The following is a 26,687-nucleotide window of genomic DNA, read 5'->3' on the forward strand; positions in this document are numbered from 1 at the left end:
ATTAGTGTTCCACCTCTCGATATAATGTCTCTCAAACAATTCACCGAGGGTTAAGTAATTTCCTTTTTTTTTTAATGTAAAAATGAAGGATTCTTTACCTGTTTGTTGTATTTGTAACGTAAGGCCGATTATAAGTAAAATCCAGTTTTGACGAAATCAGGTTGATTTAAGGAGGGATAACGTGGGGGCAAATGTTAGTAAACCTAGCCCAGAAGATTTGTTTCTGCTTCATGAAGGATCCCTTTACCACAGTTATCGCATCTTAGGGGCGCATGTAAGTAAAACAAAAGGGCAAGAGGGAGTTCGTTTTGCCTTATGGGCACCTCATGCCAAACAGGTTAACTTGCTTGGTGATTTCAACAGTTGGCAATCTGGTACTCATCGTATGGAGAAGTTTAGTACGCTTGGCTTATGGCTATTGTTCGTTCCAGAAGCAAGTGAAGGCGATTATTACAAGTTTGAAGTTCATAGCGTGACGGGCCAGATTTTGTTGAAGGCAGACCCGTATGCCTTTTACTCGGAATTACGTCCGGGTACCGCATCGCGTGTCGTTGATCTAGAAGGTTACGAATGGAAGGATCAGGCATGGCAGCAGCAGAAAAAGGAAAGCCCCGCTTACAATAAGCCGCTATCCATTTATGAGGTTCATCTGGGTACGTGGCGCAAAAAGGACCGACTTAGTGAAGACTTGTATACCTATGATCAGCTTGCTGAAGAGTTAGTCGATTACGCCGTTGAGATGGGGTATACGCACATTGAATTAATGCCGCTCGCAGAACATCCGTTTGATCGTTCTTGGGGCTATCAGGCAACAGGCTATTTCTCCGTAACTAGCCGCCATGGTACCCCGAAGGAATTCATGCATTTCGTTGACCGGTGTCATCAGAAGGGTATTGGGGTCATTATGGATTGGGTTCCTGGCCATTTCTGCAAGGACAGTCATGGACTCCGGCAGTTTGATGGAAAGCCGCTGTATGAATATGAGGACCCCCGCAAAGCCGAGAAGCTGGAATGGGGTACACTGACTTTCGATTTTGGCCGTCCCGAGGTTCAAACCTTTTTAATCTCAAATGCTGTATTTTGGATGGACATGTATCATATTGATGGAATAAGAGTGGATGCTGTAGCTTCCATGTTACATTTAAATTTTGGCAGATGGAATGAGGATCCCATCAAGAATCAATGGGGTGGGGATGATAATTCCGAAGCGATAGCCTTCCTGCGCAAGCTGAATCAAGTCGTCTTCTCCTTCTATCCTGATGCTTTGATGATGGCTGAGGATTCTTCCGATTGGCCGCTTGTTACTGCGCCAGTCCACGATGGAGGACTCGGATTTAATTATAAGTGGAACATGGGTTGGATGAACGATATGCTGCGATATATGAAATTAGATCCTATCAATCGCAAGTATCATCACAAGCTGATCACATTTTCATTCATGTATGCCTTTAGTGAAAATTACGTTCTGCCGCTTTCACACGATGAAGTGGTACATGGCAAACGTTCGCTTCTTCATAAGATGCCAGGTGATTATTGGCAGAAATTTGCTAATCTACGTGTTCTTTATGGATATATGACGGGGCACCCTGGTAAAAAGCTGCTGTTTATGGGCAGTGAATTCGGTCAATTCGACGAATGGAAGGATCTCGAAGAACTCGATTGGTTTTTGCTTGAAGGATACAAAAAACATAGTCAAATGCATCATTATGTCAAGGCGCTTAATCAATTTTATTTGGACCAACCGGCGTTGTGGCAGCTGGATCATCATCAGGATGGGTTCCAGTGGATCAACCCTCATGATGAGAGCCAGAGCGTTGTGACTTTTATGCGCAAAGGGAAATTGCCTGAGGATGATTTGATTCTCGTATGTAATTTCACCCCAGTGGTTCACCCGGATTACCGGATAGGCGTTCCACGGCATGGTGTGTACGAAGTCGTTTTTAACAGCGATGCACCCGAGTTCGGCGGTTCTGGTCAAGGCAACTCAGAGCCAATATCTAGTGAAAAGCGTTCATGGCACGGGCTCCCTAATAGTTTAGCGTTGTGTATTCCGCCGCTTGCGGCTGTTTATATAAAATGTGTGAGTGAATTCCAAACTGTGATTGACGAAGTTGAAGGGGGAAATCAGATATGCGCAGTAAAGAATGTGTTGCCATGCTCCTTGCTGGAGGAGAAGGACGAAGATTAGGCGTTCTGACGAACAATTTAGCCAAGCCAGCCGTTCATTTTGGCGGGAAGTATCGTATCATTGATTTTACCCTCAGCAATTGTACGAATTCAGGGATTGACACCGTTGGTGTTCTAACCCAGTATCAACCTCTCGTACTCAACACGTACATTGGGATTGGAAGCTCGTGGGACCTTGACCGCAAATATGGCGGTGTGACGGTCTTGCCGCCGTTCATGGAGCAAAAAGGCGGGGATTGGTATAAAGGAACAGCGAATGCCATTTATCGCAATATTGGCTTTATTGAGCAATATGATCCCGAATATGTTTTGGTCATCTCGGGTGATCACATTTATAAAATGGACTATGATCTAATGCTGTCTTACCACAAAGAAAAGAAAGCCGACGCAACGATTGCTGTCATTGAAGTAAAATGGGAGGAAACGAACCGATTCGGCATCATGAGCGTTAATGACAAACAAGAAATCACTGAATTTGCAGAAAAACCGAAAGAAGCGAACAGCAACTTGGCTTCGATGGGTATTTATATTTTTAATTGGAGCGTACTGAAATCTTATCTGATCGAAGATGAGGAAAATCCTAACTCCAGCAAAGATTTTGGGAAAGATATTATTCCAATGATGCTGAAAGATGAGGCGAGAATGTTCGCTTATCCATTTGAAGGCTACTGGAAAGATGTAGGTACGATCGATAGTCTTTGGGAAGCGAACATGGACCTGCTGGATGACAATAATGAGCTTAATTTAAATGATAAGGACTGGCGGGTATACTCCCAGAATCCTTACCAGCCTGCTCAGTATGTGGCGCCAACTGCGAATATTAAACGTTCACTCGTTAATGAAGGCTGCGCGATATTCGGGGATGTCGACCATTCCGTTTTGTTCTTCGGTGTACAGGTTGGCGAAGGAAGCCAAATTCGTGACTCCGTCATTATGCCTAATGCCAAAATTGGTAATAACGTAACGATTAACAAAGCGATTATCGGCGAAAATACGGTTGTTGAAGACGGTGCTGTGGTAGATGGCAAAGGGGAAATTGTACTTATTGGTGGCAATGAACGGATATCAGCGAATGCCAATCAGAAGGGATGATGTCGAGTGAAACATGTAATGGGTGTCATTAATTTAGTGAATGAACCGGATGATTTGGAAGAACTGACCTACTTTCGTTGCCCAGCATCCGTGCCCTTCGGCGGCCGTTATCGATTAATTGATTTTACATTGTCCAATATGGTGAATTCAGGCATTGATAACGTTGCTGTATTCACTCAACATAAATATCGTTCTCTCATGGATCATCTGGGTTCGGGGAAAGAATGGGATTTGGACCGGAAGCGGGGCGGCTTGTTCGTTCTCCCGTCTGTGCTCAATGAACCAACAGGTATTTCACGTGGTGATCTATACCAATTCTACAGCCATAGAGATTATTTCTACCGTGGTAAAGAAGAGCTTGTCATTATTTCGCGAAGCCACATGGTATGCAACCTCGATCTGCGTGACGCTGTGCGCTATCATGAAGATACGCAAGCCGATATTACGGTTATCTATAAGCAAACTGATGAGGATATTCAAGGGAAATTCCGTCGGCTAGCGGTCAAGGACAGCGGGCAAGTGACACTCATGGAGGATCACACAGGAAGATTGCGTACAAACAACATTTCAATGGAAATGTACATCATGAGCAAAGCGCTGCTGCTGGATATGGTTGAATCTTGCTTAGCGCAAGGTTACGATCATTTGGTTCGTGATGGCATTATGAAAAATATCGATAAGCTCAGTGTGTATGGCTACAAATTCGAAGGCCATGTAGGGATTGTGAACTCGATTCAAGGCTACTACAAGCACAGTATGCAGCTGCTTAATCCGGCGATCTGGAGAGAGCTTTTCTTTCAGAAAAACCTGATTTACACGAAGGTTAAGGATGAACCGCCTGCGAAGTACTTGGATACGGCAGCAGCCAAAAATGCACTCATCGCAAACGGCTGCATCATCGAAGGTAAAGTGGAAAATAGTATCCTGTTCCGCGGTGTGAAAATCCGGAAAGGCGCATACGTGAAGAACAGCATCATTCTCCAAAACTGTGAGATTGAAGAGAATGTTATCATTGAGAACGCAATCCTCGATAAGGATGTCTTCATTAGTCGTGGACGTGTCTTAACGGGAGATAATAAAGCACCATTCATTGCTGCGAAAACGAAAGTGATCTAGATCAATAAAAGGAGTAGGAAGATGAAAGTACTATTTGCAGCATCTGAGGCTGTACCTTTTATTAAAACAGGCGGTCTAGCTGACGTAATTGGCTCGTTACCTAAGGAGCTTACTCGTCAAGGACTGGATGTGCGAGTTATTTTACCTAAGTATGGCGATATCCCAGCTGCTTATCGGAAAGCCATGACAAAGGTAATTACATTTGATGTGTACATCGGTTGGAGAAAGCAATACATCGGGATAGAGATGCTTCAGCATGAAGGAGTCACCTTCTATTTCGTGGATAATGAATTTTATTTCAAGCGTCCAGGCATTTATGGGTATGGTGACGAGGCGGAGCGCTTTGGGTTCTTCTGCAGAGGGGTTATTGAGGCGCTCCCGTTGCTTGATTTCCAGCCGGATGTGATTCATTGCCATGATTGGCAAACCGGTATGATTCCTGTGCTGCTGAAGGCACATTATCAACATCTCCCTTTCTACAGCGAGATGAAGACGATGGCTACCGTTCATAATTTGAAATACCAAGGTGTATTTGATCAATCTCTATTAAAAGATTTGTTCGGTTTATCTGACGATCATTTCACAGGAACTGCGCTTGAGTTGCATGGTGGCGCAAGCTTCCTCAAAGGCGGACTCCTTTATTCGGATCAGATCACAACCGTGAGTCAAACCTATGCCGAGGAAATTCAAACTCCTTTTTATGGTGAATTTTTGGACAGCCTGCTGCGTCATCGCAAAGATCAGTTAACAGGCATCGTGAATGGCATTGATTATGATGTGTTCGATCCAATGACCGATCCACATCTCGTTGTGAATTATCGAGATTCTTTACCGAAGAAGCAGCAGAATAAGCTGGCACTTCAGGAGCGCTTGGGATTGCCTGTGAACGGTGATGTACCGATGATTGCACTGGTCACGCGCTTGGTACAGCAAAAAGGGCTTGATCTCATCCAACATGTCATTTCGGAAATCCTAGCATTAGACATCCAACTCGTCGTTCTCGGAACAGGTGAATACAGCTATGAGCAAATGCTCCGGCATGCGGCTCAAACGCATCCAGATAAGGTGTCTGCTCAAATCTACTTCGATGAATCTTTAGCACATCAAATCTATGCTGCATCTGACTTATTTTTGATGCCGTCACAGTTTGAGCCATGCGGGATTGGACAGTTGATAGCACTTCGTTATCGCTCTGTACCCATTGTCAGAGAAACTGGCGGTCTGAAAGATACCGTTCAGCCTTACAATGAGTTCACGGGTGAGGGAACCGGATTCTCATTCAGCAATTATAACGCGCATGACATGCTGCATATCATTCGACGTGCTGTATTTTTCTACAAGAATGATAGAGAGGCATGGCTGAAAATTCAGCAAAATATGAAAAAAGGCGATTTCAGCTGGAAAAAGTCAGCACAGCAGTATATCGCACTTTATAAAGTGATGGTTAACGATTAAAAGGAGACTGGAAGCACTTTGCTTCCAGTTTTCTTCTGTCTTGTTTGAAAACTGTGCCTAATTAAGAAAATAGCATAAATGGCAGCTTGTAAATGACCTCTTATTCACGATGTGAATAGGGGGTCTTTTCCTAATTTGTCGAAATTCAGGTATAATAGTGAAGAGTGGATATAAATGGTTTGGAGTGGTGTTATGGACTGGTTATCACATGTACTAACTGTCGTTTTTGTGATCAATATTTTACTTGCCATAACGGTTGTGTTCTTAGAACGTCGAAACGTGGCGGCAACATGGTCATGGCTCATGGTGCTCTTATTCATTCCGATTCTCGGCTTCCTGCTCTATGTGATGCTTGGACAAAATTTGAGCCGCAGAAAGCTGTATAAATGGAATCGCCGTATGCTGGAAAGAGTGCAAACCGTCATTTCAGAGCAGAGGGAACAGCTGATTGACGGGACGCTGCCCTATATTGATCCGATGGTAAGTCAGTATCGAGATTTGATTTATCTGAATGTCGCAACGAATGATGCATTCCTCACGCAAGATAATGGTGTACATATTTTCACAGACGGTGTGGCTAAATTCAGTGATTTACTGATGAAAATTGAAGCTGCGGAAAACCATATACATCTGCAGTATTACATCGTTAAGAATGATTCGCTGGGTCACAAGATCATGGAAGCTCTGACGAGGAAAGCGGAGCAGGGGGTCCACGTTAAATTCTTATATGACGATATTGGCTCAAGGTCCTTGAAGGAGTCCTTTTTTCGAGATTTCCTAAAGGCTGGCGGGCAAAAAGCTGCATTTTTTCCATCGCGTATTCCGTTCCTGAACTATCGGGTAAATTATCGCAATCATCGTAAATTAGTTATCATTGATGGTCAGATCGGGTACATGGGTGGATTCAATGTCGGTAATGAATATCTGGGTTTAGATCCGCGATTTGGGTACTGGCGGGATACGCACCTTCGTTTGACTGGAAGCGTCGTTCGCGCTTTGCAGTCGAGATTTATTCTGGACTGGAACTTAGCATCCGTGCAGCAAATGGAAGTCGCGGCTGAGTATTTTCCCGATACTATAGTGGAAGCCAATAGCCTGGAACACGTGCCCATGCAGATTGTGGCAAGTGGACCTAATGAAGCATGGCCGCATTTCGTGTTTACATTCCTAAAAATGATTCACATGGCCAAGAGCAGAATCCTCCTGCAGACTCCTTATTTTATCCCTGAAGAGAGTATGTTGAATGCGCTGCGCATTGCCGCTCTATCGGGCATTGACGTTAGAATCATGATCCCTGAGAAAGCAGATCATATGTTTGTTCATTGGGCTTCCTTGTATTATGTAGGTGAATTGCTGCGAGCTGGAGTGAAATGCTATTTATATGATCAAGGTTTTCTTCATGCGAAAACGATCATCGTCGATGGGCAGGTTGCTTCTGTTGGGACGGCTAACTTCGATATTCGCAGCCTACGCTTAAATTTCGAGACAAACGCTTTGATGTATCATGCAGAGACGGCGAAGAAGCTGGAAAACACGTTCTGGAAGGATATGGAGGGCTGTATGGAGTTGACGTTGGAGGAATATGATAAGCGATCCTTAAGGATTCGGTTTCTGGAGTCCATATCAAAATTGGTTTCTCCCATATTGTAATTGAAGATATAGTTTATGCAAAAAAAAAAGGATATTCAATCCCTTCTTGAGAAAGAAAGATTGAATATCCTTTTTGTATGGTGAAAAGATTAATTAATAAACGGTTTCACCATTGTCGTAGTTAAACTGCCATTGAATGCCGAATTTATCTTCTAGGTTGCCGTAGCATTTGCTCCAGAAAGTTTCTTGAAGCTCCATGCCTACTTTGCCGCCTTCTTTCAACTTATGAAAAGCTGATTTCACTTCATCGATATCTTTGCTAACTAAGGAAAGGCTAATGTTGTTACCAGCAACGTAAGGCATTCCTGGGAAAACATCGGAGAACATAACCGTACTTCCAGAAATGCTAAGGCGTGCATGCATGACTAAATTTTTGGCTTCCTCAGGAAGTGGATAGGATGGGTCTGGTGGTGTATCTCCAAAGGTCATGATTTGTGGCTTGTCCAGTCCAAATACTTCTGCGTAAAACTCAATGACTTCACGAGTGTTTCCATTAAAATTAAGGTATACATCAATAGCCATTAATTTCACTCCTCAGGTTTAAATGTCTATCATTTCCAAATTGTATCATTTAACTGTTCCAAAACCAATATACCATCATAGGAACAAATATAAAAGTTATATGAATTTGCGATGTTACGTGCACTTTCCGACAGAATCGAATCAACTTGACATATTACGTAAATTTGGGATAAAAATAAATTATATTTCACACTATTTAATTTTAAGCCATCAATTCAAGGGCATATAAAATAATGGAGGGGGGTGAAGATGACAGCTATACCTATGAATGAATCCAATCGAGCGTTTGGTGAAGCACTTGTAAAATCATTGGTCGGAGAACGAGGACATATTCCGATAACTAGAGCACTGCGAGATATTACGGCTGAGCTTTCAGGCACTCGCGCCACGGGTGCGCCATACACCATATATCAGTTATTGAAGCATATGAGCTTCTGGCAGGAATTTTTGTTGACCTACCTTGAGGGAGGCAAGCCTGAATTGCCTTCTAGCGTCATGGATAGTTGGCCTACTGCGGAACGTCCGGAGAGTGAAAAGGAATGGGAGACGATTGTTAAATCTTTTCTGCAAGGAGTTGAAAGAGCTTGTGAGTTTGCTCGAACATCACAGCTAGATGAAACTCTTGAAAAGTTTCCGACTGAGACGAAAGCGGGAATTTTACGCAACATTGCCTCTCACAATTCCTATCACTTGGGAGAAATCGTTTTGCTCCGCCGAATGAATGGAGTTTGGCCGCCGCCTGGCGGAGGCTACCCCGCCTAACATGTAGAAGCGGATTTGAGCGTCTGCGTGATGAGCGGCTTTCCGATAGGAACCGCCCGATTTTAGTTACATGCGGCGCTGGTGGACAAGCTTCTCTGGGTACCTATTTGCTGAAGCAAATGGGCTTTCAAGACGTGGCTTATATCGATGGTGGAACAGCGGCTTGGAAAGATGCGGGTTTTGATGTTGAATAGCTGATAATGGATACGGTTTTGTGAAATACAATATATAGACATTGAAAGAGGCTGACTCAAAAGGTTAATAACCTAGCGAGCAGCCTCTATTTTGTTTCGATACGGAGCGAAATCTAATAGGAGATTCCTCCCGTTCATTTGGCGTTAATTGTACCTTTTTTCGCATGAGCAAGTTTTGGTTGAATAACTGGATTGACAGATGATAAAGAGCAGGTTAATATAAATTTATCGATTCAGTAATTTAGTAAATTAGTAATTTAGTAAATGGAAAATGGAGAGTGTGGAAAAAATGAAAATACCAACTACTTTAAAACATAAACCTGTTATCGTTTCAGAAAATTATGAGCAGGTTGACGGCCGTTACGCCGGGAATACGGATGCAAAAGGTCTATCCCTGGGATTGGCACAGTGGAATGACAGGGGAAAAGTCGAAATCTCGGCAAAAGTTTGGAGATACACCGGGGAAAAATGGTCGAGACAGTCGGAGGAGCTGCCTATGCACCGTGTCCTTGACCTTGCCGTATTGATTTGCAGAAGCAGCTTATATTTTCAGGATGCCTATCGTTTCCCGAAAATGTATGACCCTGAAAACACGATGATTGACCGCATTGGGCTGCAAGGGGATGCAATGAGTGTATCCGTGTGTGCAGAAAATCCCATGATTGATAATGATATCAAGCTGTTTGCTCAGGCTCTTAGTGATGATGGTGAAATGATTGGAGAACGCCTTCGCGTCTTATCCAGTCTACTGAAAGAAATGGGGTATTAACCAATTTTGGAAAGGTGAAAGGTATGAAAAATCAGGAAGAATTTAAATTGTCACCAACAAGACAACTGACGGATATAGAGAAAGGACTTATTTGGAAAAAGCCGTTATCTCATAAAGTAAGTGATGAAGAACTGCGTATTTGCAAAGAAATAAAGCGGAACTGGCATCGCGGGGAAATGAAAATCGCCAATATTCTGTTAGAGGGTGACGCCGGTTCCGGTAAAACGCAACTTGCCAAAGCATTGTCCGCTGAATTCGGACTGCCTTATGTGAAAGTGACTTGCTTTGCCGATATGGATAAATCGGACGTTATTGGCGCTATTTTGCCGGTAATTTCATCTGATCGATTAGAAAATATGGAGCCTGCGGAGCAAAATACCAAGGACGAGGTGGTTGAGTATCGATTTTACCCCTCCGAAATCGTCAGAGCCTATCAAAATGGTTATCTTCTAGAGATCCAAGAACCAACCGTTATTCGGGATGCCGCGGTGCTAATGGCACTCAACTCTGCCTTAGAGCTGGATGGGAGCATTAACCTTCCCACAGAAATCATACGCCGACACCCGGATTTCATAGCGGTCATTACAACAAACCGGAGTTATGCAGGGACCAGACCGCTAAATGAAGCATTGCGTGACAGAGTTCAGCATACGGAAAAGATGGACCTGCCAACCAAAGAAATCATGATAGAACGGGCAATGTCCAAAACCGGGTATAGGGATGAAAAGGTATTGGATATTTTAGCAGATATCATTATTATCTTGGACAAAACTGCCCGTGCTAATGCAATTAAAGGCGTAGCGGGTATGCGTTCATATTTCTATTGGGCGGATGCGGTTGCCGAAGGTGCTTCAGCAAAAGAATCCCTTTATCATAAAGTCATCTACAAGATAACAACTGATTCCGAAGAGATTAAACTATTGGAAGAATCACTGAAAAACAATGGTTTGTTAGCGAGTTTAGATCAAATTGAGATTGAATTAAAAAAAAAAGAATTTTTGATGAAGTAGAGATAAGAACATCCGGAAATATCGACGATACTGATTTTGACCACGATAAGAAGGATGATGAACAAGGGATCGCATTAAAAAAATCTGCGGATAGTGACGAAAGTACTTCTGACGTTTCGGATGATTCTACCGATATGGAAAGCTCGGACATGGGTGAGGAGGGAACTCCTAAATATCATAGGGCAAATCCTGAAACAATGTCAGACGAAGCGAAACAAAAAGACCGAGATTTCCGTAAAAAGCTGAATCGCGACGCAAGGGAGGTTGTGTCCGATTCTATTCATAAAAGGGTTAAGCTCATTGTTCACCGTCCTGATTACAGTGTTGAATCTGAGCAGGAATATCTTAGTCTCAGCAAGGTAGTCATGCCTGTCGTGCGCGAAATTGCCAGAAAGACACTACCATTGTTGGAACATGAGACAACTTCTGAATTTGCGCGGAATCAATTTTATGGCAGCAAATTTCATGCGGATAGTGTTGCTTATCAGGATTTTAGGTATTTTGCCAAGAAACGTCCTCCAACAGAATCCCCTTCCCTTGTGGTCGGCCTGAGGATTGATGAGTCAGCATCCATGGCAGCTTTTGGGAGATTAGAAGCTGCAAAGCGAGCAGTGATTGCCGTCTATGAATTTTGTCAAATTTGTCATATTCCCATATTCATCTATGGGGATACAGCAGACGCTTCCAAACTGGAGCAAATGTCGATTTATGCCTATACCGATTTTGATCGAACAGATGCCAATGATCGATTCAGACTTATGGGGATTCGTGCCAGAAGTAATAATCGTGATGGGATGGCTCTTAGAATTATGGCGGACCGATTAGCGGGTTCACCTGTGCAAACAAAATTATTGATCAGCATCAGTGATGGGCAACCCAAAGCCATGGACGATTATACCGGCAATTATGCAATCAAAGATATGCAACAGACCATAGCCGAATATGAACGGAAAGGAATTACATTTCTTGCAGCGGCAATAGGCCAGGACAAGGATGTGATTAATCAAATCTATGGGAATGAGAAATTTTTGGATATTACAAATCTAACCGAGCTGCCTGCAAAGTTGGTTAAGATTATCGCTCGGTATTTGTGATTATTGTCATTATTTATAAGACTAGAAAGGAGTAAAAAGCATGGACAAGAACAAGCGTAGGGAGCTTCAGGAGGAATTTAAACAGATTAAGACCTACATGGGTGCCATACAAATAACAAACAAGGCCAATGGTAAAATTTACGTGGATAGCTTTCCCAATCTGAAAAACAAATGGATGACCATACAAATGCAATTGGACATGGGAAGATTCGCAAATGCCCAATTGCAAAAAGATTGGAAGGAATTAGGGGCAGAAACTTTCACCTATGAGGTGCTAGAGGAAAAGGAAGCTGACGGAGTCACCGACGTGCGCTGGGAACTTAAGCAATTGGAAAAGCGGTGGGTGGAGAAACTGCAGCCATACGGAGACAGAGGATATAATAGGGCGCCATCATCATAAATGAACAGTAAAGTGGTCGTGTGACATTCGATGAACAATAAGAACGTGTGGAAAAATAAGCAACGACCCCGAGCTTTCAAAAAGTTCGGAGTCGTTTTTTAGTTGGATTCGCTTGAATGGTCAAGTGAACTCCCTTATGTGATGGAGGCTTCATAAATGTCACGAATGGTTTTGGACAGCATTGTGTTGAAATCATCGTCTGTTTGCTCGGCGGTTAGTCCCTGCGATAAGGCACGCGAGAAACTAGCGATCAATCCATGATTATGTGCCAGCTTGTCGTTTGCTTCCGCTTGCGTGTAGCCGCCTGATAAAGCCACAACCCGTACAACATGCGGATCCTTCATTAAATCGCTGTAGAAATTGTTTTCCGTCGGTATGGATAGTTTTAACATAACTTTTACGTCTTTGCCAAGTTTGGATAATTGATCGAAAATCTCATCTTTTAATAGTTTCTCCGATGTTTCCTTATCTGCGCTGTGGATATCTACTTCCGGTTCGATAATCGGAACCAGCCCCATCTGGGCGATTTGGTTACCGATGGCAAACTGTTGCTCAACGACTTGTTTGATTCCGGCAAGATTGGCTTCCTTAATAAGCGAGCGCATTTTCGTCCCGAAGATGTTTCGCTCAGCCGCACGCTTCAGAAGGTCGTTTAAACCGGAAAAGGGCTTCATGAGCTGAACACCGTTTTCAAGGTCGGCAAGCCCTTTATCGACTTTTAGAAAAGGCACAATGCCTTTCTTCTCCCAAAGATAATCGGCTGTAAATTGCCCGTCAATGGAACGATCCATTGTGTTCTCAAATAAAATCGCACCCAAAATGTACTGGGAATCAAACGCGAAACTCTTAATAATACGCGTTCTCATCTCATGCACCAATGCATACATCTCTTCTTCATTTGAATAGCTATCTTGCTTAATGCCATACTGCAGCAGAGCATTAGGCGTACTTCCGCCGCTTTGATCCAAGGCTGCTATAAAGCCCTTTCCCGTACGGATACGATCGAATTGCGTGGTATTCATGAGTATTTCTCCTTCCCTTTCGTGGACTGAATGACATCTTGAATCATAATAATTATAGCACTTTTATTTGCATAGAAACATTCTAGGTTGTCCTTTTCGAGTTGACATAATAAGAGATAATATATATATTTTATTTATTCCGACTGTACGGTATAAAAAAACTCAGAGGAATGAGGAGGAGAAACATGCCTAAAGTAGGAATGGAGCCAAAGCGTCGAGCAGACGTAATTAATGCCACACTAATTTGTATCAGCAGACACGGGATTGATGGCATGACTCTGGATAAGGTCGCTGAGTATGCGGACTGTTCAAAGGGAGTTGTCACTTATTATTTTAAGAATAAAGATAACTTGATCGTGGAAGCTTTCAAATCGTTCTTAGCCTATTACGGTTTAAAAATCCAGTCAGAAATTCAGAAAACAATGGCAGCAAAGGAAATGATCGATGTCACGCTGAAGCACATCCTCCCGCCATATAGCGATGATGGGCAAAAGACGCTCAATGTATCCGAACTTGATGGGATTGAGAAGATGTTTATCCCGCATGAAGACCAAGCCAAGCTTTTTCTTCAGTTTTTTTCCAAAGCTGTATTGGATAGCAATTTACAAGATGTAGTATCCAAGAGCTATATGGGAGATCTTCACGGCATTGCGAGGATCTTTGATTACGGCAACATGTCAGGACAAATGAAGGTGGACGATCCCAAGAGTGCCGCTTACGGCCTGCTGGCGATGGTGGTTGGACTGAGCTTCTTTAGAGTAGCGAATATCTCTCCACTGAATAATGAGGATAATCGATATATCTGTGAGGATTATGTCAGAAGATTAGTTAAAGGTTGAATGATGGATGGAGGACAATATGAAAATAATTACAATCAAAATGAACGATATAGAAATTGCTGTTGTTGAAAGCAACGAAATATTGATAACCGATGTTCAGTCGGCATTAGATCTAATGGCAACCGTACGATATGAAGCAGACTGTGATCGTATAATTATAAATCGATCGGCATTAATTGAGGATTTTTTCGATTTAAAAACACGGCTTGCGGGTGAAATATTACAAAAATTTATAAATTATCATGTGAAAGTTGCCATAGTTGGTGATTTTTCTGAGTTTTCAAGTGAAAGTTTGAAGGATTTCATCTTTGAGTGTAACAAAGGGAAAGATATCTTTTTCTTGTCAAATGAAGAAGAAGCTATTGATAAATTGAGCAGAGCTTAACACAGATAGACTAGGAGGAAGATGGGGTGACAAATGAATTACAGCGTCTTGTTGATTATCCGATGGTAAAAATTCCTGGTGGAGAAATCGATTTAAGGGACGATCGAACAACATCGAAATGGAAGGTTGACATACAACCATTTCTTCTTGCCCGGTACCCTGTCACTAAGGAACTTTATTATGCCATTTCACAAAAATCATCTATTTCATATGACGGAGATCAAAATCCGGTTGTGAATATGTCATGGAATGATGCGATTTCTTTTTGTAATCTACTTTCTCAGAAGGCTGGTTTAAAGGAATGTTATTCGATAAGTCATGATGGTGAAACTATCCTCTGTGATTGGGAATCCGATGGCTATCGCCTCCCTTCCGAAGCGGAATGGCAGTACGCATGTAAAGCAGGAACTACTGGATATAGATACGGAGAGCTTGACAAGATTGCCTGGTATAATGAAAATTCAGCAGGTACGACCCATGAAGTAGGAAGAAAAGAGCCGAATGCGTGGGGGCTGTATGATATGTTAGGTAATGTTTGGGAGTGGTGCTGGGATTTATACGATCCGAACGTATACGGCTCATACCGAATTTTTCGCGGCGGCAGCTGGGCTGAAGAGGCCAGGGGTTGCGGGGCTTCTTGTCGTCGGCGCAGTCACCCGATATTTGCCATTGATGACCTTGGATTTCGAGTTGCCAGGTCTATATAAGTGGTGACGAATGCAGGAGAGCGCAGCGAAGGCAGCGATGAGGTCAGGAGATTGTTCCCCACCCAAGGTCTGCCAAAATCGGCAATCAAAACAGCTGAGATGGGGTGTCAAGCTCATAATCAAAGCTTATGTTCAACGGACTTGGGTTTTTCTTTTTTGTTGTTAGCCATGGAAAAGTCGCCGTATTTGCTGCAACATACGTACAATCCGGTAGATTGGTTCCCTTAAAGGTATGTTAGTGTGAATCAATTATTAAGTATTTCCAGATTATAGTATGAAGCTGAAACTGCTGCGTACTTTATACATTAATACCTTTGGGAAATCTGCTGAAATACTTAAAGAAGTCAGAGCGTGTACTCGTACAGAGTAATATAAAAAAAAGTCGGAGCGCATGTTGGGCAGCGCTCTGACTTTTTTTATTTATGAAGTTTCATCCTACTCATGAGTAAGATGAATTTACTCTTGCTATAATTAGTAATTAGAGATATATTATTAATTAAATGATTGATTATTTAATTAATAATAATTAAATCTACAGAGAGTGGGAATACATTTGGCAAGACCAATCAATGAAGAAAAAAGACTGAAGCGGCGAAGTCGTATCCTAAAAGAAGCTGTTGTCCTGTTCGCGGAAAGTGGATATTCTAATACCACAACGGCTCTCATTGCGCAGAGTGTGGGAGTGTCTCCTGGAACCATATTTCAATATTTCCCTAACAAAGAAGCTTTATTCAACGCCGCTGTCCTTGAGCCGCTTGCTGATATTCAGGTGAAATCGCTTGCTTGTCTAAAAGAAGAGGGAACGCCAGGCGTATTAATTAAAAACATGGTAGAAGAACAATTCAATCATATCTATTGCTATACAAATGAATTGCGGCTTGTTCAATATGTCTTAGGACAACGGATAAGATTTCCTGAACTTACACAGATGGTCCTTGAAAGTACAAAAGTAATGACAGATACTATCGAATGCGTCTATGCCAAGGGACAGTTAATGGGAGAATTCAACAAAAACTTTTCTCCGGCAATGATCTCTCGTGCCTACATCTCTTTCTTAAACGGAGTAGGTTTAACTCTAGGAGAAAGTATTATTCATCACCCCGAGTGGGAAAGCTTGAAGGGGCATGCCTTATATTTGTTCGCACCCATACAACATCAAGAAAAACAGGAGGAATTTGAATGAGTCAAACATCATTACAACCAAATCTAACATCTAACACTCGTTTGAAAAAATGGCGGAAGATCTTATTGAGCCTAGGGATCGTGCTTTTGCTTGTGATGGCTCTTGTATTTTTTATATCTTATAAAGTAATAGACACCTTGTTGCACCATCCTAGAGACACTAATGTCAGCTACGAATTGAATATCGATAAAACTCCCTACGAAGAGGTCGAGTTCAAGAGTTTGAAAAATGATAATACGATTAGAGGTTCCTTCTTTCCTGCAAGTGGTCTTTCTGGTAAAGCAAGTAATAAGACGATTATTGTCGTACATGGATATACGAGCAATCGTTTAGTCAAAGGGCGGACCCCAAAGTTAGTAGAGCATTTCGTTCCGAAAGGCTACAATGTATTGGCATTTGACCTCAGCTCGCAAGGTAAATCCGATGGTGACTTGATTACACTGGGCCTCAATGAAAAATACGATTTGCTAGGAGCTGTAAGCTATCTAAAATCCAGAGACCATACGGGTGATAACATTGGAGTTATCGGCTTTTCAATGGGTGCTGCTACTTCTTTGCTAGCCGCAAGTGAAAGTGCTGATATCAAAGCCGTAATTGCGGATAGTCCTTTTCGTAATGCTGGTCTATTTCTGAGAGAGGGCTTGCCTTTCTTTTCAGGTTTACCTGCGTTTCCATTTAGTTATACATCGATATGGGTGGGTAAATGGGTCTTAAAGGTTGATTTTGATTCCGTATCTCCTATGGATGCAGTAAAGAAGATGAAAGACAAGCCAGTTATGCTGATTCATGGAACTGGAGATCAGCAAATTAGTTATAAAAATACAGAAGCAATTTTTGAGTCATTAAAAGATGACCCATATGCAGAAGCATGGTACCCGCATAATACCGAGCATATCGATGCCATCAATCATTACCCCACTGAATATTTCCAAAGAGTAGATCATTTTATGGATAAGTATATAGGAAAAGAGTAGAAACGACATGAAAGCCGGTGTTCCTTATAGTAGGGAAAAACCGGCTTTTCTGCTGTCACTTGACAAAATGATGTAGTAATTCGCTTAGCGTAATTTCATCATTTGTTGAAATCAAATCACGGGAGCAGGCTATTTGAATGATCAAACATTGAACAGAATGGACAAATTGAAGGCCTTGCTCGTAATGATTCCTCAGGATTTTCAGTTTTTTGACATTAAGCGTCTTTACAAGCAATGGCGTTATTATCCAAAGGTATGGGAATATTTAAACTCATTTATGGAAGAGCAATGGGACGGAGTAGATCAAATCGTTGCAGAGGCTCAGCTTGAAGGACTGCTGAGGACGTTTAATCGGGGGCTGTTTATACAGTTTTACATTGGAGGATTGAACCGGTTGATGGAGCAAGCCTATGTAAATCAGGTCGGCTTAACTCTCAGGGGAGCAACCTTCTTCAAGGTAAGATGAGGCTTCCCATAGGGGTAGGTCCGATTGCATTTGTATTTATTTTTGTTCTGCAATCCGTCGCTCCCTTCATTACCATAAAATCTTTGCGAGGGCGCTTGAAAAGACTGCTTTCAACATTTTTTCACGGATTCAGGGTATAATTAATTTATCAAATAATACCAATTGGAAGGGTGTTTCTTGTGAAAATGAAAGAAAATATGAAAGAAAATCGTTTGATAAATGAAAAATCCCCGTATCTTCTCCAACATGCATATAACCCAGTCGACTGGTATGCATGGGGAGAAGAAGCTTTCTCAAAAGCCGCAAGGGAAAGCAAGCCAGTATTTCTGTCTATAGGTTATTCCTAGCTTCGGCTAAAAAAGGTGATAGTTTTACATGTCATTGGTGTCACGATTACAAACGTAGAAAACGTCAGGCTGCGCTAGGCCCCGGAAGGGGTACATATGATTTTAATCAGGTACAAGCTCACTTACGATGAGGTGCGGCATAGATTTGAAAAGGAAGGGTATAGGCTGCTTTCTACAAAATACAAAAATGCAAAAAGCAATTTGATCGTGTTGTGTCCCTGCAGCCATGAATGGATAACGAACTTAAGCAACTTTGATTCAGGGCGCAGGTGCAGTATTTGTTCCAGAAGTAAGAAATACGCCTTGGAAGAAGTGAAAATCATTTTTGCCAGGGAAGCATACCGGGTTCAAAATACCATATATATCAACGAAAAAACGCCGATAAAAGTGGCTTGCCCCAATGGGCATGGGACAGCGATTAATCTGAACAATTTCTTGAACGGCAGACGATGCGGTTTGTGCAGTCGTATGAAAGCCAAGGAAGACAGGATGAAAAAGCTCGAAGTGAAGGCGAAGAGAAAGGAAAGGTCGCCGCGGCGTGAAGCGAGCGCAGATTATTTAGTCGTTACAGACAGGACATCCAATGAGTTCGCTGATCAAATGAAGCCAGAATGGCGTGCCAAACTGAACGAGATGAGGAAAAATCTGAAGTCAGCGAACAGGCATACTTACCGAGAATCAGAGCAACAAAATTTACGGAGGGCAGGTCCAAATGAATGACAGGCAGACCCTTTACTATATAGAAAGACTTTCAAATCTTTTTATTTAGCAATTATATTTAGAGAATTAAGTCGGGGCAGCGGGCATATGCATCGGTGATCGTGACAGAATTGGCAGACTCGCTGAATTCAGGTTCCTGTGTCAGCAATGACGTGGAGGGTCGAGTCCTCTCGACCGCACCATACTTACAAACAAAACTCTTCAGAATATCTGGAGGGTTTTATTATTTTGACCGGTTCCGGGAAACATCTCTACGAGACAAAGTAGTTGAGTCAATTTGCTACTTGATAGATACAAAAAAAGGAATATGACTGTGATTGTCGAAATCTAGTAATGCTATAAACATTAACCTAAATAGAATGCGAACCAGGTTATTACTTCCGTTTAGTGATTGGGAGAGTAAGTATGAACTATATCCTTAAATACGATGAATTTATACGATCGATTAAACAGAATAAAGACATTGAGCATTCGATGCTTCTTGGAGCTGGGGCATCAATCGAGTCAGGGGTGCAGTCAGCTTCAGATTGCATTTGGGAATGGAAAAAAGATATTTTCTTGTCGCAAAACCCGCATCTGATTGAGCAATATAAGAATATCAAAATCGACAGTGTTCGAGATGCAATACAGAAATGGTTAGATAGTCAAGGAACTTTCCCAAGAATAAATGATGATTCGGAATATTCCTATTACGCTGAAACTGCTTATAGAATTCCCGGTGATAGGCGCAGATATTTCCAGAAACTTTCTGAAGGGAAAAATCCAAGTTTAGGTTATAATCTAATAGGTCTACTCGCTGAAAGCGGAATGGTTAGAAGTGTCTGGACGACAAATTTTGATGGTTTGATGGTTAAAGCTGCTTATTTGAATAACCTCACTCCAATAGAAATTACATTAGAATCACAAGATAGAATTTTTAGAAGTTCCAACGCAAAAGAGTTACTCTGTATTTCTCTCCACGGGGACTATAAATACGGGGATTTAAAAAATACATCAACTGAACTAGATACACAGAGTAATATTTTCAAAAAAGCATTGAAGAATGAACTCGCAACTAGAAATTTGTTAGTAATTGGATACAGTGGAAGAGACAAATCCCTGATGGAAGCTTTGAAAGAAGCATATATTGAAAAAGGTGCGGGTAGGATTTATTGGTGTGGTTATGGTCATGAAATAAATGAATCGGTACGGATGTTTATAGAATCAATAAATAGTACTGGTAGAGAAGCATATTATGTTCCAACAGATGGATTTGACAAGACTATGTTGCATGTTGCAGTAGCTTGTTTTGAAAATGATACTAATTACCTTAATGTGATTAAGCAATTAAAATCAAAGGCCTCAGTTGGGAATCACAATACAAAAGCTTTTGATTGCAATATAGCGAGCTATAACAAAATTGTTAAGAGCAATTTATTGCCGTTCACCCTGCCAAAGTCGTGCTTTCAGTTTAAACTTAAGTATGAGAAAGAAGAAACGTCGTGGAACGTGTGCAAAGAACTAATTAACCATGACATAGTCGCAGTCCCTTTCAATAATATGATTTATGCATTTGGAACTAAAGAGAATATATCTTATGTTTGTGGAACAAGGTTATTAACTGAAATCGTGCATACTCCACTAACTCGCGATAGCTTAATGAGTAACTCAGCATTTAAAGATCTAATATTAAGAACGCTTACAATTATTTTGGCTTCAAAAAGTGGCTTCGAATGTAATTACAAGAATAAAATTTGGGACAGAAATCAAAAGTATAGTAGTTTCATTAATAATAGAAGGATAGAAGCATATAAAGGAATAGAGTTATCATTGTTTTTTGATCAAAAATATTCATACATCTCAATGATTCCTTCTTGTATACTTCCAGATGACATTAAACTTGCTAAGGAAGACTATAAAGAATTTACCAGGACATTTAATATATTTATTAACGGTAAGAAACCAAATCCGAATTATTGGAATTACCTTGATATTTGGAAAAGGCAAATTTTTGGGGGAAAGGCGATAAAGGCAGAGTACCCAATTGGTTCGGGAAGTAATTTTGATTTTTCAATCAGTTCCAATAATCTTTATATTGGGATTAAGAGCGGTGGAAGTCAATCGGACTCTATCCAATTACCCGAACACGTTAATCCAAAACAAATATTACATAAGGGTATGGAGTATCCGGACCCACAACTTCTTTTTTACAATCCATTTCAGAAAAGAATGGTCAGGGACTTTCATCCAATGAGGGGGTTAGTGCAGAACCAACCATATGATTATTTTATGAACAATGAAGTGTTTAAACCTTATATTAATATAGGTGTTGTTTGTCCTGGAAAACATTCAGAAGAGTTCTATAGATTTTTAAACTCGTTAAATCAACGTCATGAAACGAAACACAATCTAGATTATTTGATCACTTATCCTAATTTTTTTTCCATTTATGGAGTAACATTAAATATCCCGGCTGTAGGGAGTTCTTCGTGGGTAGATGTCAAAGTGGATTCAGATCATGATTTCAAAGAAGCGGCCTTAGCGTTCGGGAAGAAAATAACCCAAAAAATTGATCAATTAAATAGCCAACAGAATATAGATGTTATTGTCATCTATGTACCCCAAGATTTTGAATATTTCACATCGTTTAATGATGGTAACACTCACTTCGATTTACATGATTTTGTAAAAGCATTTGCTGTTCAGAAAAACATATCCACACAGTTCATACGGCAAAAAACGATTGATAGTGCATTAGATTGTCAGATAGCGTGGTCTCTATCACTTGCAATATATGTAAAGACACTTCGAACTCCTTGGATATTAACTAATTTAAGAAATGATACAGCTTTTGCAGGAATAGGATATAGTATTGATCATTATTCAAATAGTAAGCAGCAAATGGTTATTGGTTGTAGTCACATTTATTCATCAGATGGACAGGGGCTTAAATATAAACTCTCTAAGATAAATGATGTAACTTTTGATAAAAAGAAGAATCCTTATTTGTCGGAAAATGAAGCTTATCAACTCGGACTTAATATAAAGGAGTTATTCTATAAATCATTTAGTGAACTTCCGAAGCGTGTTGTCATACACAAGCGTACTCCGTTTAAAAAGCCAGAGATAAAGGGTATTGTAGAAAGTTTACATTATGTAGGAATTACCGATATAGACCTGGTGGAAATTTCCTATGAAGATAGTGCGAGATTTTTTGAAGTAAATTCTACTTTTAATATTGACGATTTCCCTGTAAGAAGAGGGTGCTGCTTCCCAATTAATAATGATACTGCATATTTATTTACACATGGTATAGCGCCTTCAGTTAGAAATCCGAAATTCCGGTATTTCCAAGGCGGAAAAAGTATACCCGTTCCATTAAAGATCACTCGGCATTTTGGTAATGGGGACATTGGACAAATTGCTACAGAAATATTAGGTTTATCTAAAATGAATTGGAACAGCTTTGAATTATATTCAAAGCTCCCCTGTACTTTGCAGTCTTCTAATGATATCGCGAAAATCGGGTGGCTACTGTCGCAATTTGATGGTGTTGTATATGATTATCGTAACTTCATGTAATATTGGATATTTCAAATAGTTGAATTTCCGCATAAGGGAAACTTGATTTACTATTTTCATTGAAGAGCGTAATATGCTTGGGCAATATCGAAATAGACCTAACAATCACTCCGGGAGATTATCTTCATACAGTAGTAAAGCTCATATTGTATGCGATTCTTTTCGGAGGTGGTATAGCACAGAAGTATTTTCATAGCTTGGATCATATGCCTAAACGTATGGGGAGACATCCGAACCTCCGTGATACATTGAGATCATCTTGAAGTAGCCGGACATACTTGCGTGTCATGTCGAGCCAGGTATGTCCTAAAATCATTTGCAAAGCCTAAACGCTGCTGCCGTTTTGGACTTCCCCCAATTTCCTTGACACATAGTTAAGACGAAAAGCTCATTTGGACTGTAGCTCGTACTCCACAGGCGTTTTATAACCGAGAGCGGAGTGCATGCGTTTGGTGTTATAAAACATTTCGATATATTCGAAAATAGCCCGTTTCGCTTCCTCTGCGTTGCCAAACTTTGTATCATGCATGAGTTCGCGTTTTAATGTCTTATAAAAAGACTCCATGACTGCATTGTCATAAGGATTGCCCCGTCTGGACATGCTGATCATCGCTCCATAGCTTTTAACAATGGCCTGAAACCGCCTGCTGGTATATTGCGAACCACGGTCGGTATGAATCATGAGACCGACAGGAGGATGTTCCTTGTGTATCGCCTGCTTAAATGCGTCGATCACCAACTGATCGGTCATTCGGGTTTGCATGGCCCATCCCACGACTTTTCTTGAGAATACATCGATCCATACCGCCAAATACAGAAAACCACCGGTCTGCAAGGGAATGTAGGTAATGTCACCGACCCATAAGATGTGCTTGGTCTTGGTATCAAAAACCCGTTTGACCAGGTTTTCAGCGATACCTTCAGCGGAGGGCTTGCGGGACATCACTTTCTTTTTTCGCCAGGGCAGGGCCGCCAGCCCAACTTGCTGCATATGCCGTGCCACTCGGTTTTTACTCGTGAACTTACCACGGCGGCACAGTTCCAACGCGATGCGGGGACTGCCGTAACGCCCTTTAAACTCGGCATAAATCTTGTGGATATCCTCGATGAGAATTTCGCTGTCGATTGCGCGGTTGCTTTTGCCACGTTTTAACCAGTCGTAGTAAGCTTGCCGGCTGACCTTAAGCAGATCGCATAACCGTTTTACGGAGTACTTCTTGGTGTTTTTCCGGATGAAGGTGTATTTGACTTCTCCCACCGCTTCGAGTATTCCTGAAACTTTTTTAGGATTTCATTTTCGAGTTGCAGCTCGTCCACACGTTTTTGCAGTCGCTGGATCTCCAGTTCGGTGTTAGGCACAGGAACGCCATTGCCTGTAAAGGCTTTGTCGCCATACTGCTCGTATTCGTACACCCACCGACTCAACATCGTCGGAATGATGCCCAGCGATTTTGCCACATGGGAGACCTTTCTTCGTTCCTCGAGCACCTGTAAGACAGCTTCCACTTTAAAAGCCTTGTCGTACTTTCTTCGCTTCAAAGAAACAACCCCTTTGCACAAGAGTATGACTTGGTCTTAACCTTGTGTAAAGAGATTTGTGGGAGGTCCATTTAATAAAAAGTTGGGAGTGTACAAACTTTTGTGTAAATGGTTTTTCCTAAAGCAAACGTCAAAGGCTTTATATGGAGGGGCGGGCATGATAAGCTAAATGGCCTGGCGATGCGAGTTAACGAGGCATCGCTTATCGCAAGGAATCATGCCCGTAGAGGCTCCATGTCAAGCCGGCTCAACCTTACGGTTAGAGAGGCAAATCCAGCGGAACACGTTCGGGGAACAGAATGGCTAATTGGGTAAGGCACAGGTTCCAATTTAGCACGGAGTGACCCCACTTTTTCATCACCTCAACGGTTGCTAAATAGATGATTTTTCGGAGTGCATCATCCGTTGGATAAGCCGTTTTGGTCTTGGTGACTTTACGCAGCTGTCGATGATACCCTTCAATGGTGTTGGTTGTGTACACGATCTTGCGAATCTCCGCGGGATAACGAAAATAGGAGGTGAGTTCGTCCCAGTTGTTCTGCCAGGAGCGGATAACAATCGGGTACTTTTTCTCCCAATTTTCTTTGAAGATCAGGAAAGCCAACTCCGCTTCTTCTAAGGTTAACGCTTGATACACGGGCTTTAAGTCGGCCATGATCGCTGCCTGATCCTTCTTCGCTACATACTTGAGCGTATTTCGAATCTGGTGGATCACACAAGATTGGATCTGTGTTTTCGGAAATACGCTGGCCGCCGCCTCAGAGAAACCGGACAATCCATCCTTGCAGGCGATCAGGATATCCGAAACGCCTCGGTTTTTGAGCTCTGTACATACGTTCAGCCAGAAACTTGCGCTCTCATTCTCACCAATCCATATCCCTAATATATCCTTATGCCCACTCAGGTTAATGCCTAGTACACTGTATGCCGCTTTACTGATGATCCGACTGTCCTGACGCACTTTAAAATGAATGGCGTCCAAAAACACAATCGGGTAGACAGAATCCAGGGTACGGCTCTGCCATTCGCTGACAAGCGGCATAATCTTATCCGTGACTTTACTGACCAGGGTGGGGGAAACTTCAATCCCGTATAAATCGTTCATGTGACTTTCAATATCCCGTGTTGTCATGCCCTTGGCATACAGGGCAACAATCTGATCTTCAATACTGTTGGAGGTCGTCTCATATTTCTTAATAATCTGCGGCTCGAATTCACCCTTGGGATCACGAGGAACATCGAGTTCTGTTGGCCCGAATTTTGTTTTGACCGTTTTCTTCGAGTAACCATTGCGACTGTTTCCCATTCCATCTCCCGTGTTACTGTGCTTCTTATACCCGAGATGATCATCGATTTCTGCTTCAAAGACTTGTTGGATCGTATCCTTAAATAAGTCTCGCAGTTTCGTCTGGATGTCTTCCACAGACCGACAATCCTTCGCTAATTCCTTCACTACCTTTTCATAGGCTTCGTTCATAAATGGTCATCTGACTTTTACTTGGAAGTATTACCATTTACACAGAATTATTTACGCTCTCACAGATGAAGAAGTTGTCGTCGTGATATAACAAAAGAAAGTGTTCAGATATCCGGTATCGATGGCAGATTAATGGTTTGGTATTGTGGCCGGAATGAAGATCAAGCCAAAGGATGAATGAATATGGGCGTTAAGGTCTACTGGAGAGAAAATTGCGGTGAATGTAAGATTGTGATGAAATATTTCGAGCAAAAGCAGATAGATATCGATAAAATCGATGTCACCTATGATAAAGAACGGTTTGAGGAAATGTTGCGCCTCGGGGGAATTGCCACTCCGTTGATCGTAATCGGGCATCAGGTGTTTCATTCGTTTAACCGTTTAAAAATCGACAAAGCACTGGAGGACATATATGGACAAGTTGTGGTATCTAAGCCAAATTAGTATGTTAGACGCGCTACCGATGGAGGATCTGATGGAGATCGAACGAATGGCGCCGATGAACCAATTAAAAAAAGGGAATCTCATTCAAACACCGGAAACGTTCCGGGAAGGGTTGTATTTTTTAAAGGAAGGCAAACTGAAATTATACAAGATCAATTCGGACGGCAAGCAGTTTATCGTCAGTATTTTGGGGGCTGGGAATGTGTTCGGGGAAATGGATTCTTTCTCGCTAGGCACACGAGATACTTATATTGAAACGATTGAGGATACGATACTTTGCTCGCTTGGAAAAGAGAGTTTTGAACAGTTTCTAATCGACCGTCCGTATTTGGCAGTCAAAATGATGAAGGAATTAAGTGCTCTATTGAAAGAACGCGATGCCCAATTGGAACAAATGGCACTCGGCGATGTACGTAAAAAAGCACTTCATCTGCTTGTTAAACTCGGCCAAAAGTTTGGTGTCCCAGAAGGTCATTACCACAAGATCGATATGTCACTAACTCATCAGGAAATCGGGAACATGATTGGTTCAACACGTGAAACCGTAACCGTAGCCTTGCATGAACTTGTGAATCAAGAGGTGATTAAAACCGGCCGAATGACGATCTATATCGACTTGAACAAAGCAAATGAATTATTGGAGTTATAGTCGGCGATAACGGGAGGTCGGGATGAAACAACGATCATGGCTAATCAAATCAATATTGCTCATCATCGTAATGGGAGGTCTATTGTGGTCTAATCATAAGGTTTTAAATCTGAGTCCTGAAGG

At 41.8% G+C, this 26,687-nt stretch carries 26 protein-coding genes and 2 pseudogenes; 23 read left to right on the forward strand and 5 right to left on the reverse strand.

The window, feature by feature from the left end; all coding sequences use genetic code 11:
• The first annotated feature begins 181 nt into the window (after positions 1-181).
• From glgB to cls, 5 genes are all read left to right on the forward strand, one after another.
• Positions 182-2,188 (forward strand): 1,4-alpha-glucan branching protein GlgB, encoded by a 2,007-nt coding sequence (glgB, locus tag G519_RS41240; protein ID WP_064743381.1) that lies wholly within the window; start codon positions 182-184, stop codon positions 2,186-2,188.
• Positions 2,131-3,279 carry a glucose-1-phosphate adenylyltransferase gene (locus G519_RS0101080; RefSeq protein ID WP_029193101.1) on the forward strand — a complete coding sequence of 383 codons (1,149 nt, stop codon included), beginning with the start codon at positions 2,131-2,133 and terminating at the stop codon, positions 3,277-3,279. The genes glgB and G519_RS0101080 overlap by 58 nt, the downstream gene beginning before the upstream one ends.
• 6 nt (positions 3,280-3,285) lie before the next feature.
• A complete protein-coding gene (glgD, locus tag G519_RS0101085) occupies positions 3,286-4,395 on the forward strand; it encodes a glucose-1-phosphate adenylyltransferase subunit GlgD (protein ID WP_029193102.1) in 1,110 nt (369 codons plus the stop codon).
• A gap of 21 nt (positions 4,396-4,416) precedes the next feature.
• Complete coding sequence (gene glgA / locus G519_RS0101090; protein ID WP_029193103.1) at positions 4,417-5,850, forward strand: glycogen synthase GlgA; 1,434 nt, start codon at positions 4,417-4,419, stop codon at positions 5,848-5,850.
• 192 nt (positions 5,851-6,042) lie between these two features.
• Positions 6,043-7,500, forward strand: coding sequence for a cardiolipin synthase (gene cls, locus G519_RS0101095; protein ID WP_029193104.1), 1,458 nt, complete (start codon positions 6,043-6,045; stop codon positions 7,498-7,500).
• A 93-nt stretch (positions 7,501-7,593) separates the two neighbouring features.
• On the opposite strand, the gene G519_RS0101100 is transcribed toward cls, so the two are convergent.
• Positions 7,594-8,022, reverse strand: a complete 429-nt coding sequence (locus G519_RS0101100; RefSeq protein ID WP_029193105.1) for a VOC family protein — start codon at positions 8,020-8,022, stop codon at positions 7,594-7,596.
• Between the two features lie 264 nt (positions 8,023-8,286).
• Here G519_RS0101100 and G519_RS0101105 point away from each other — a divergent pair, with 264 nt between their 5' ends.
• The 6 genes and pseudogenes from G519_RS0101105 to G519_RS0101130 all read left to right on the forward strand — a co-directional run bounded on the left by G519_RS0101105 (position 8,287) and on the right by G519_RS0101130 (position 12,251).
• Positions 8,287-8,784, forward strand: a complete 498-nt coding sequence (locus G519_RS0101105) for a DinB family protein (RefSeq protein ID WP_029193106.1) — start codon at positions 8,287-8,289, stop codon at positions 8,782-8,784.
• Between the two features lie 23 nt (positions 8,785-8,807).
• Positions 8,808-8,978 (forward strand): annotated as a pseudogene (locus tag G519_RS41245) (rhodanese-like domain-containing protein); the annotation flags it as partial.
• 289 nt (positions 8,979-9,267) lie between these two features.
• Positions 9,268-9,747, forward strand: coding sequence for a DUF6530 family protein (locus G519_RS0101115; RefSeq protein ID WP_029193107.1), 480 nt, complete (start codon positions 9,268-9,270; stop codon positions 9,745-9,747).
• Positions 9,748-9,770: 23 nt separating this feature from the next.
• Positions 9,771-10,757 carry an AAA family ATPase gene (locus G519_RS0101120; RefSeq protein WP_029193108.1) on the forward strand — a complete coding sequence of 329 codons (987 nt, stop codon included), beginning with the start codon at positions 9,771-9,773 and terminating at the stop codon, positions 10,755-10,757.
• Positions 10,758-10,891: 134 nt separating this feature from the next.
• On the forward strand, positions 10,892-11,851 hold the full coding sequence (locus G519_RS0101125) for a vWA domain-containing protein (RefSeq protein WP_051252982.1): 960 nt from the start codon (positions 10,892-10,894) through the stop codon (positions 11,849-11,851).
• 40 nt (positions 11,852-11,891) lie between these two features.
• Positions 11,892-12,251 (forward strand): GIY-YIG nuclease family protein, encoded by a 360-nt coding sequence (locus G519_RS0101130; protein ID WP_029193110.1) that lies wholly within the window; start codon positions 11,892-11,894, stop codon positions 12,249-12,251.
• Between the two features lie 134 nt (positions 12,252-12,385).
• Here the strand turns inward: G519_RS0101130 and G519_RS0101135 are convergent, their stop codons facing one another.
• A complete protein-coding gene (locus G519_RS0101135) occupies positions 12,386-13,273 on the reverse strand; it encodes a fructose bisphosphate aldolase (RefSeq protein WP_029193111.1) in 888 nt (295 codons plus the stop codon).
• Between the two features lie 185 nt (positions 13,274-13,458).
• Between G519_RS0101135 and G519_RS0101140 the strand changes: the two genes are divergently transcribed.
• From G519_RS0101140 to G519_RS0101185, 10 genes and pseudogenes are all read left to right on the forward strand, one after another.
• Positions 13,459-14,112: a TetR/AcrR family transcriptional regulator gene (locus tag G519_RS0101140; protein WP_029193112.1), complete on the forward strand. Its 654-nt coding sequence runs from the start codon at positions 13,459-13,461 to the stop codon at positions 14,110-14,112.
• A 19-nt stretch (positions 14,113-14,131) separates the two neighbouring features.
• Positions 14,132-14,497, forward strand: a complete 366-nt coding sequence (locus G519_RS0101145) for a DUF4180 domain-containing protein (protein ID WP_029193113.1) — start codon at positions 14,132-14,134, stop codon at positions 14,495-14,497.
• A gap of 62 nt (positions 14,498-14,559) precedes the next feature.
• Positions 14,560-15,204 (forward strand): formylglycine-generating enzyme family protein, encoded by a 645-nt coding sequence (locus G519_RS0101150; RefSeq protein WP_174806662.1) that lies wholly within the window; start codon positions 14,560-14,562, stop codon positions 15,202-15,204.
• A 3-nt stretch (positions 15,205-15,207) separates the two neighbouring features.
• A complete protein-coding gene (locus tag G519_RS49800) occupies positions 15,208-15,432 on the forward strand; it encodes a DUF255 domain-containing protein (protein WP_127528002.1) in 225 nt (74 codons plus the stop codon).
• Positions 15,433-15,757: 325 nt separating this feature from the next.
• A complete protein-coding gene (locus G519_RS0101155) occupies positions 15,758-16,387 on the forward strand; it encodes a TetR/AcrR family transcriptional regulator (RefSeq protein WP_036631735.1) in 630 nt (209 codons plus the stop codon).
• The gene (locus tag G519_RS0101160; RefSeq protein ID WP_029193116.1) at positions 16,384-17,361 is read left to right on the forward strand and encodes an alpha/beta hydrolase; all 978 of its coding nucleotides are present in this window, start codon (positions 16,384-16,386) and stop codon (positions 17,359-17,361) included. Before G519_RS0101155 ends, G519_RS0101160 begins: the two co-directional genes overlap by 4 nt.
• Before the next feature lie 133 nt (positions 17,362-17,494).
• Complete coding sequence (locus G519_RS0101165) at positions 17,495-17,827, forward strand: hypothetical protein (RefSeq protein WP_029193117.1); 333 nt, start codon at positions 17,495-17,497, stop codon at positions 17,825-17,827.
• Positions 17,828-18,012: 185 nt separating this feature from the next.
• A pseudogene (locus G519_RS48615) lies at positions 18,013-18,171 on the forward strand (DUF255 domain-containing protein); the annotation flags it as partial.
• A gap of 99 nt (positions 18,172-18,270) precedes the next feature.
• Positions 18,271-18,894 carry a hypothetical protein gene (locus tag G519_RS0101175; protein WP_029193118.1) on the forward strand — a complete coding sequence of 208 codons (624 nt, stop codon included), beginning with the start codon at positions 18,271-18,273 and terminating at the stop codon, positions 18,892-18,894.
• 405 nt (positions 18,895-19,299) lie between these two features.
• Positions 19,300-22,455 (forward strand): SIR2 family protein, encoded by a 3,156-nt coding sequence (locus G519_RS0101185; RefSeq protein ID WP_029193119.1) that lies wholly within the window; start codon positions 19,300-19,302, stop codon positions 22,453-22,455.
• Between the two features lie 388 nt (positions 22,456-22,843).
• On the opposite strand, the gene G519_RS0101190 is transcribed toward G519_RS0101185, so the two are convergent.
• The 3 genes from G519_RS0101190 to G519_RS0101200 form a co-directional block, all read right to left on the reverse strand.
• On the reverse strand, positions 22,844-23,713 hold the full coding sequence (locus G519_RS0101190; protein WP_084159957.1) for an IS3 family transposase: 870 nt from the start codon (positions 23,711-23,713) through the stop codon (positions 22,844-22,846).
• A complete protein-coding gene (locus G519_RS41250; RefSeq protein WP_051252983.1) occupies positions 23,659-23,994 on the reverse strand; it encodes a transposase in 336 nt (111 codons plus the stop codon). The genes G519_RS0101190 and G519_RS41250 overlap by 55 nt, the downstream gene beginning before the upstream one ends.
• A gap of 259 nt (positions 23,995-24,253) precedes the next feature.
• On the reverse strand, positions 24,254-25,471 hold the full coding sequence (locus G519_RS0101200) for an IS256 family transposase (protein ID WP_029193121.1): 1,218 nt from the start codon (positions 25,469-25,471) through the stop codon (positions 24,254-24,256).
• A gap of 183 nt (positions 25,472-25,654) precedes the next feature.
• On the opposite strand from G519_RS0101200, the gene G519_RS0101205 reads away from it, so the two are divergent.
• On the forward strand, positions 25,655-25,915 hold the full coding sequence (locus G519_RS0101205; protein WP_029193122.1) for a glutaredoxin domain-containing protein: 261 nt from the start codon (positions 25,655-25,657) through the stop codon (positions 25,913-25,915).
• The gene (locus G519_RS0101210; protein ID WP_029193123.1) at positions 25,884-26,564 is read left to right on the forward strand and encodes a Crp/Fnr family transcriptional regulator; all 681 of its coding nucleotides are present in this window, start codon (positions 25,884-25,886) and stop codon (positions 26,562-26,564) included. The genes G519_RS0101205 and G519_RS0101210 overlap by 32 nt, the downstream gene beginning before the upstream one ends.
• The last annotated feature ends 123 nt before the right edge of the window (positions 26,565-26,687 follow it).

This window comes from Paenibacillus alginolyticus DSM 5050 = NBRC 15375 (assembly GCF_000422905.1).
Classification (GTDB): domain Bacteria; phylum Bacillota; class Bacilli; order Paenibacillales; family NBRC-103111; genus Paenibacillus_E; species Paenibacillus_E alginolyticus.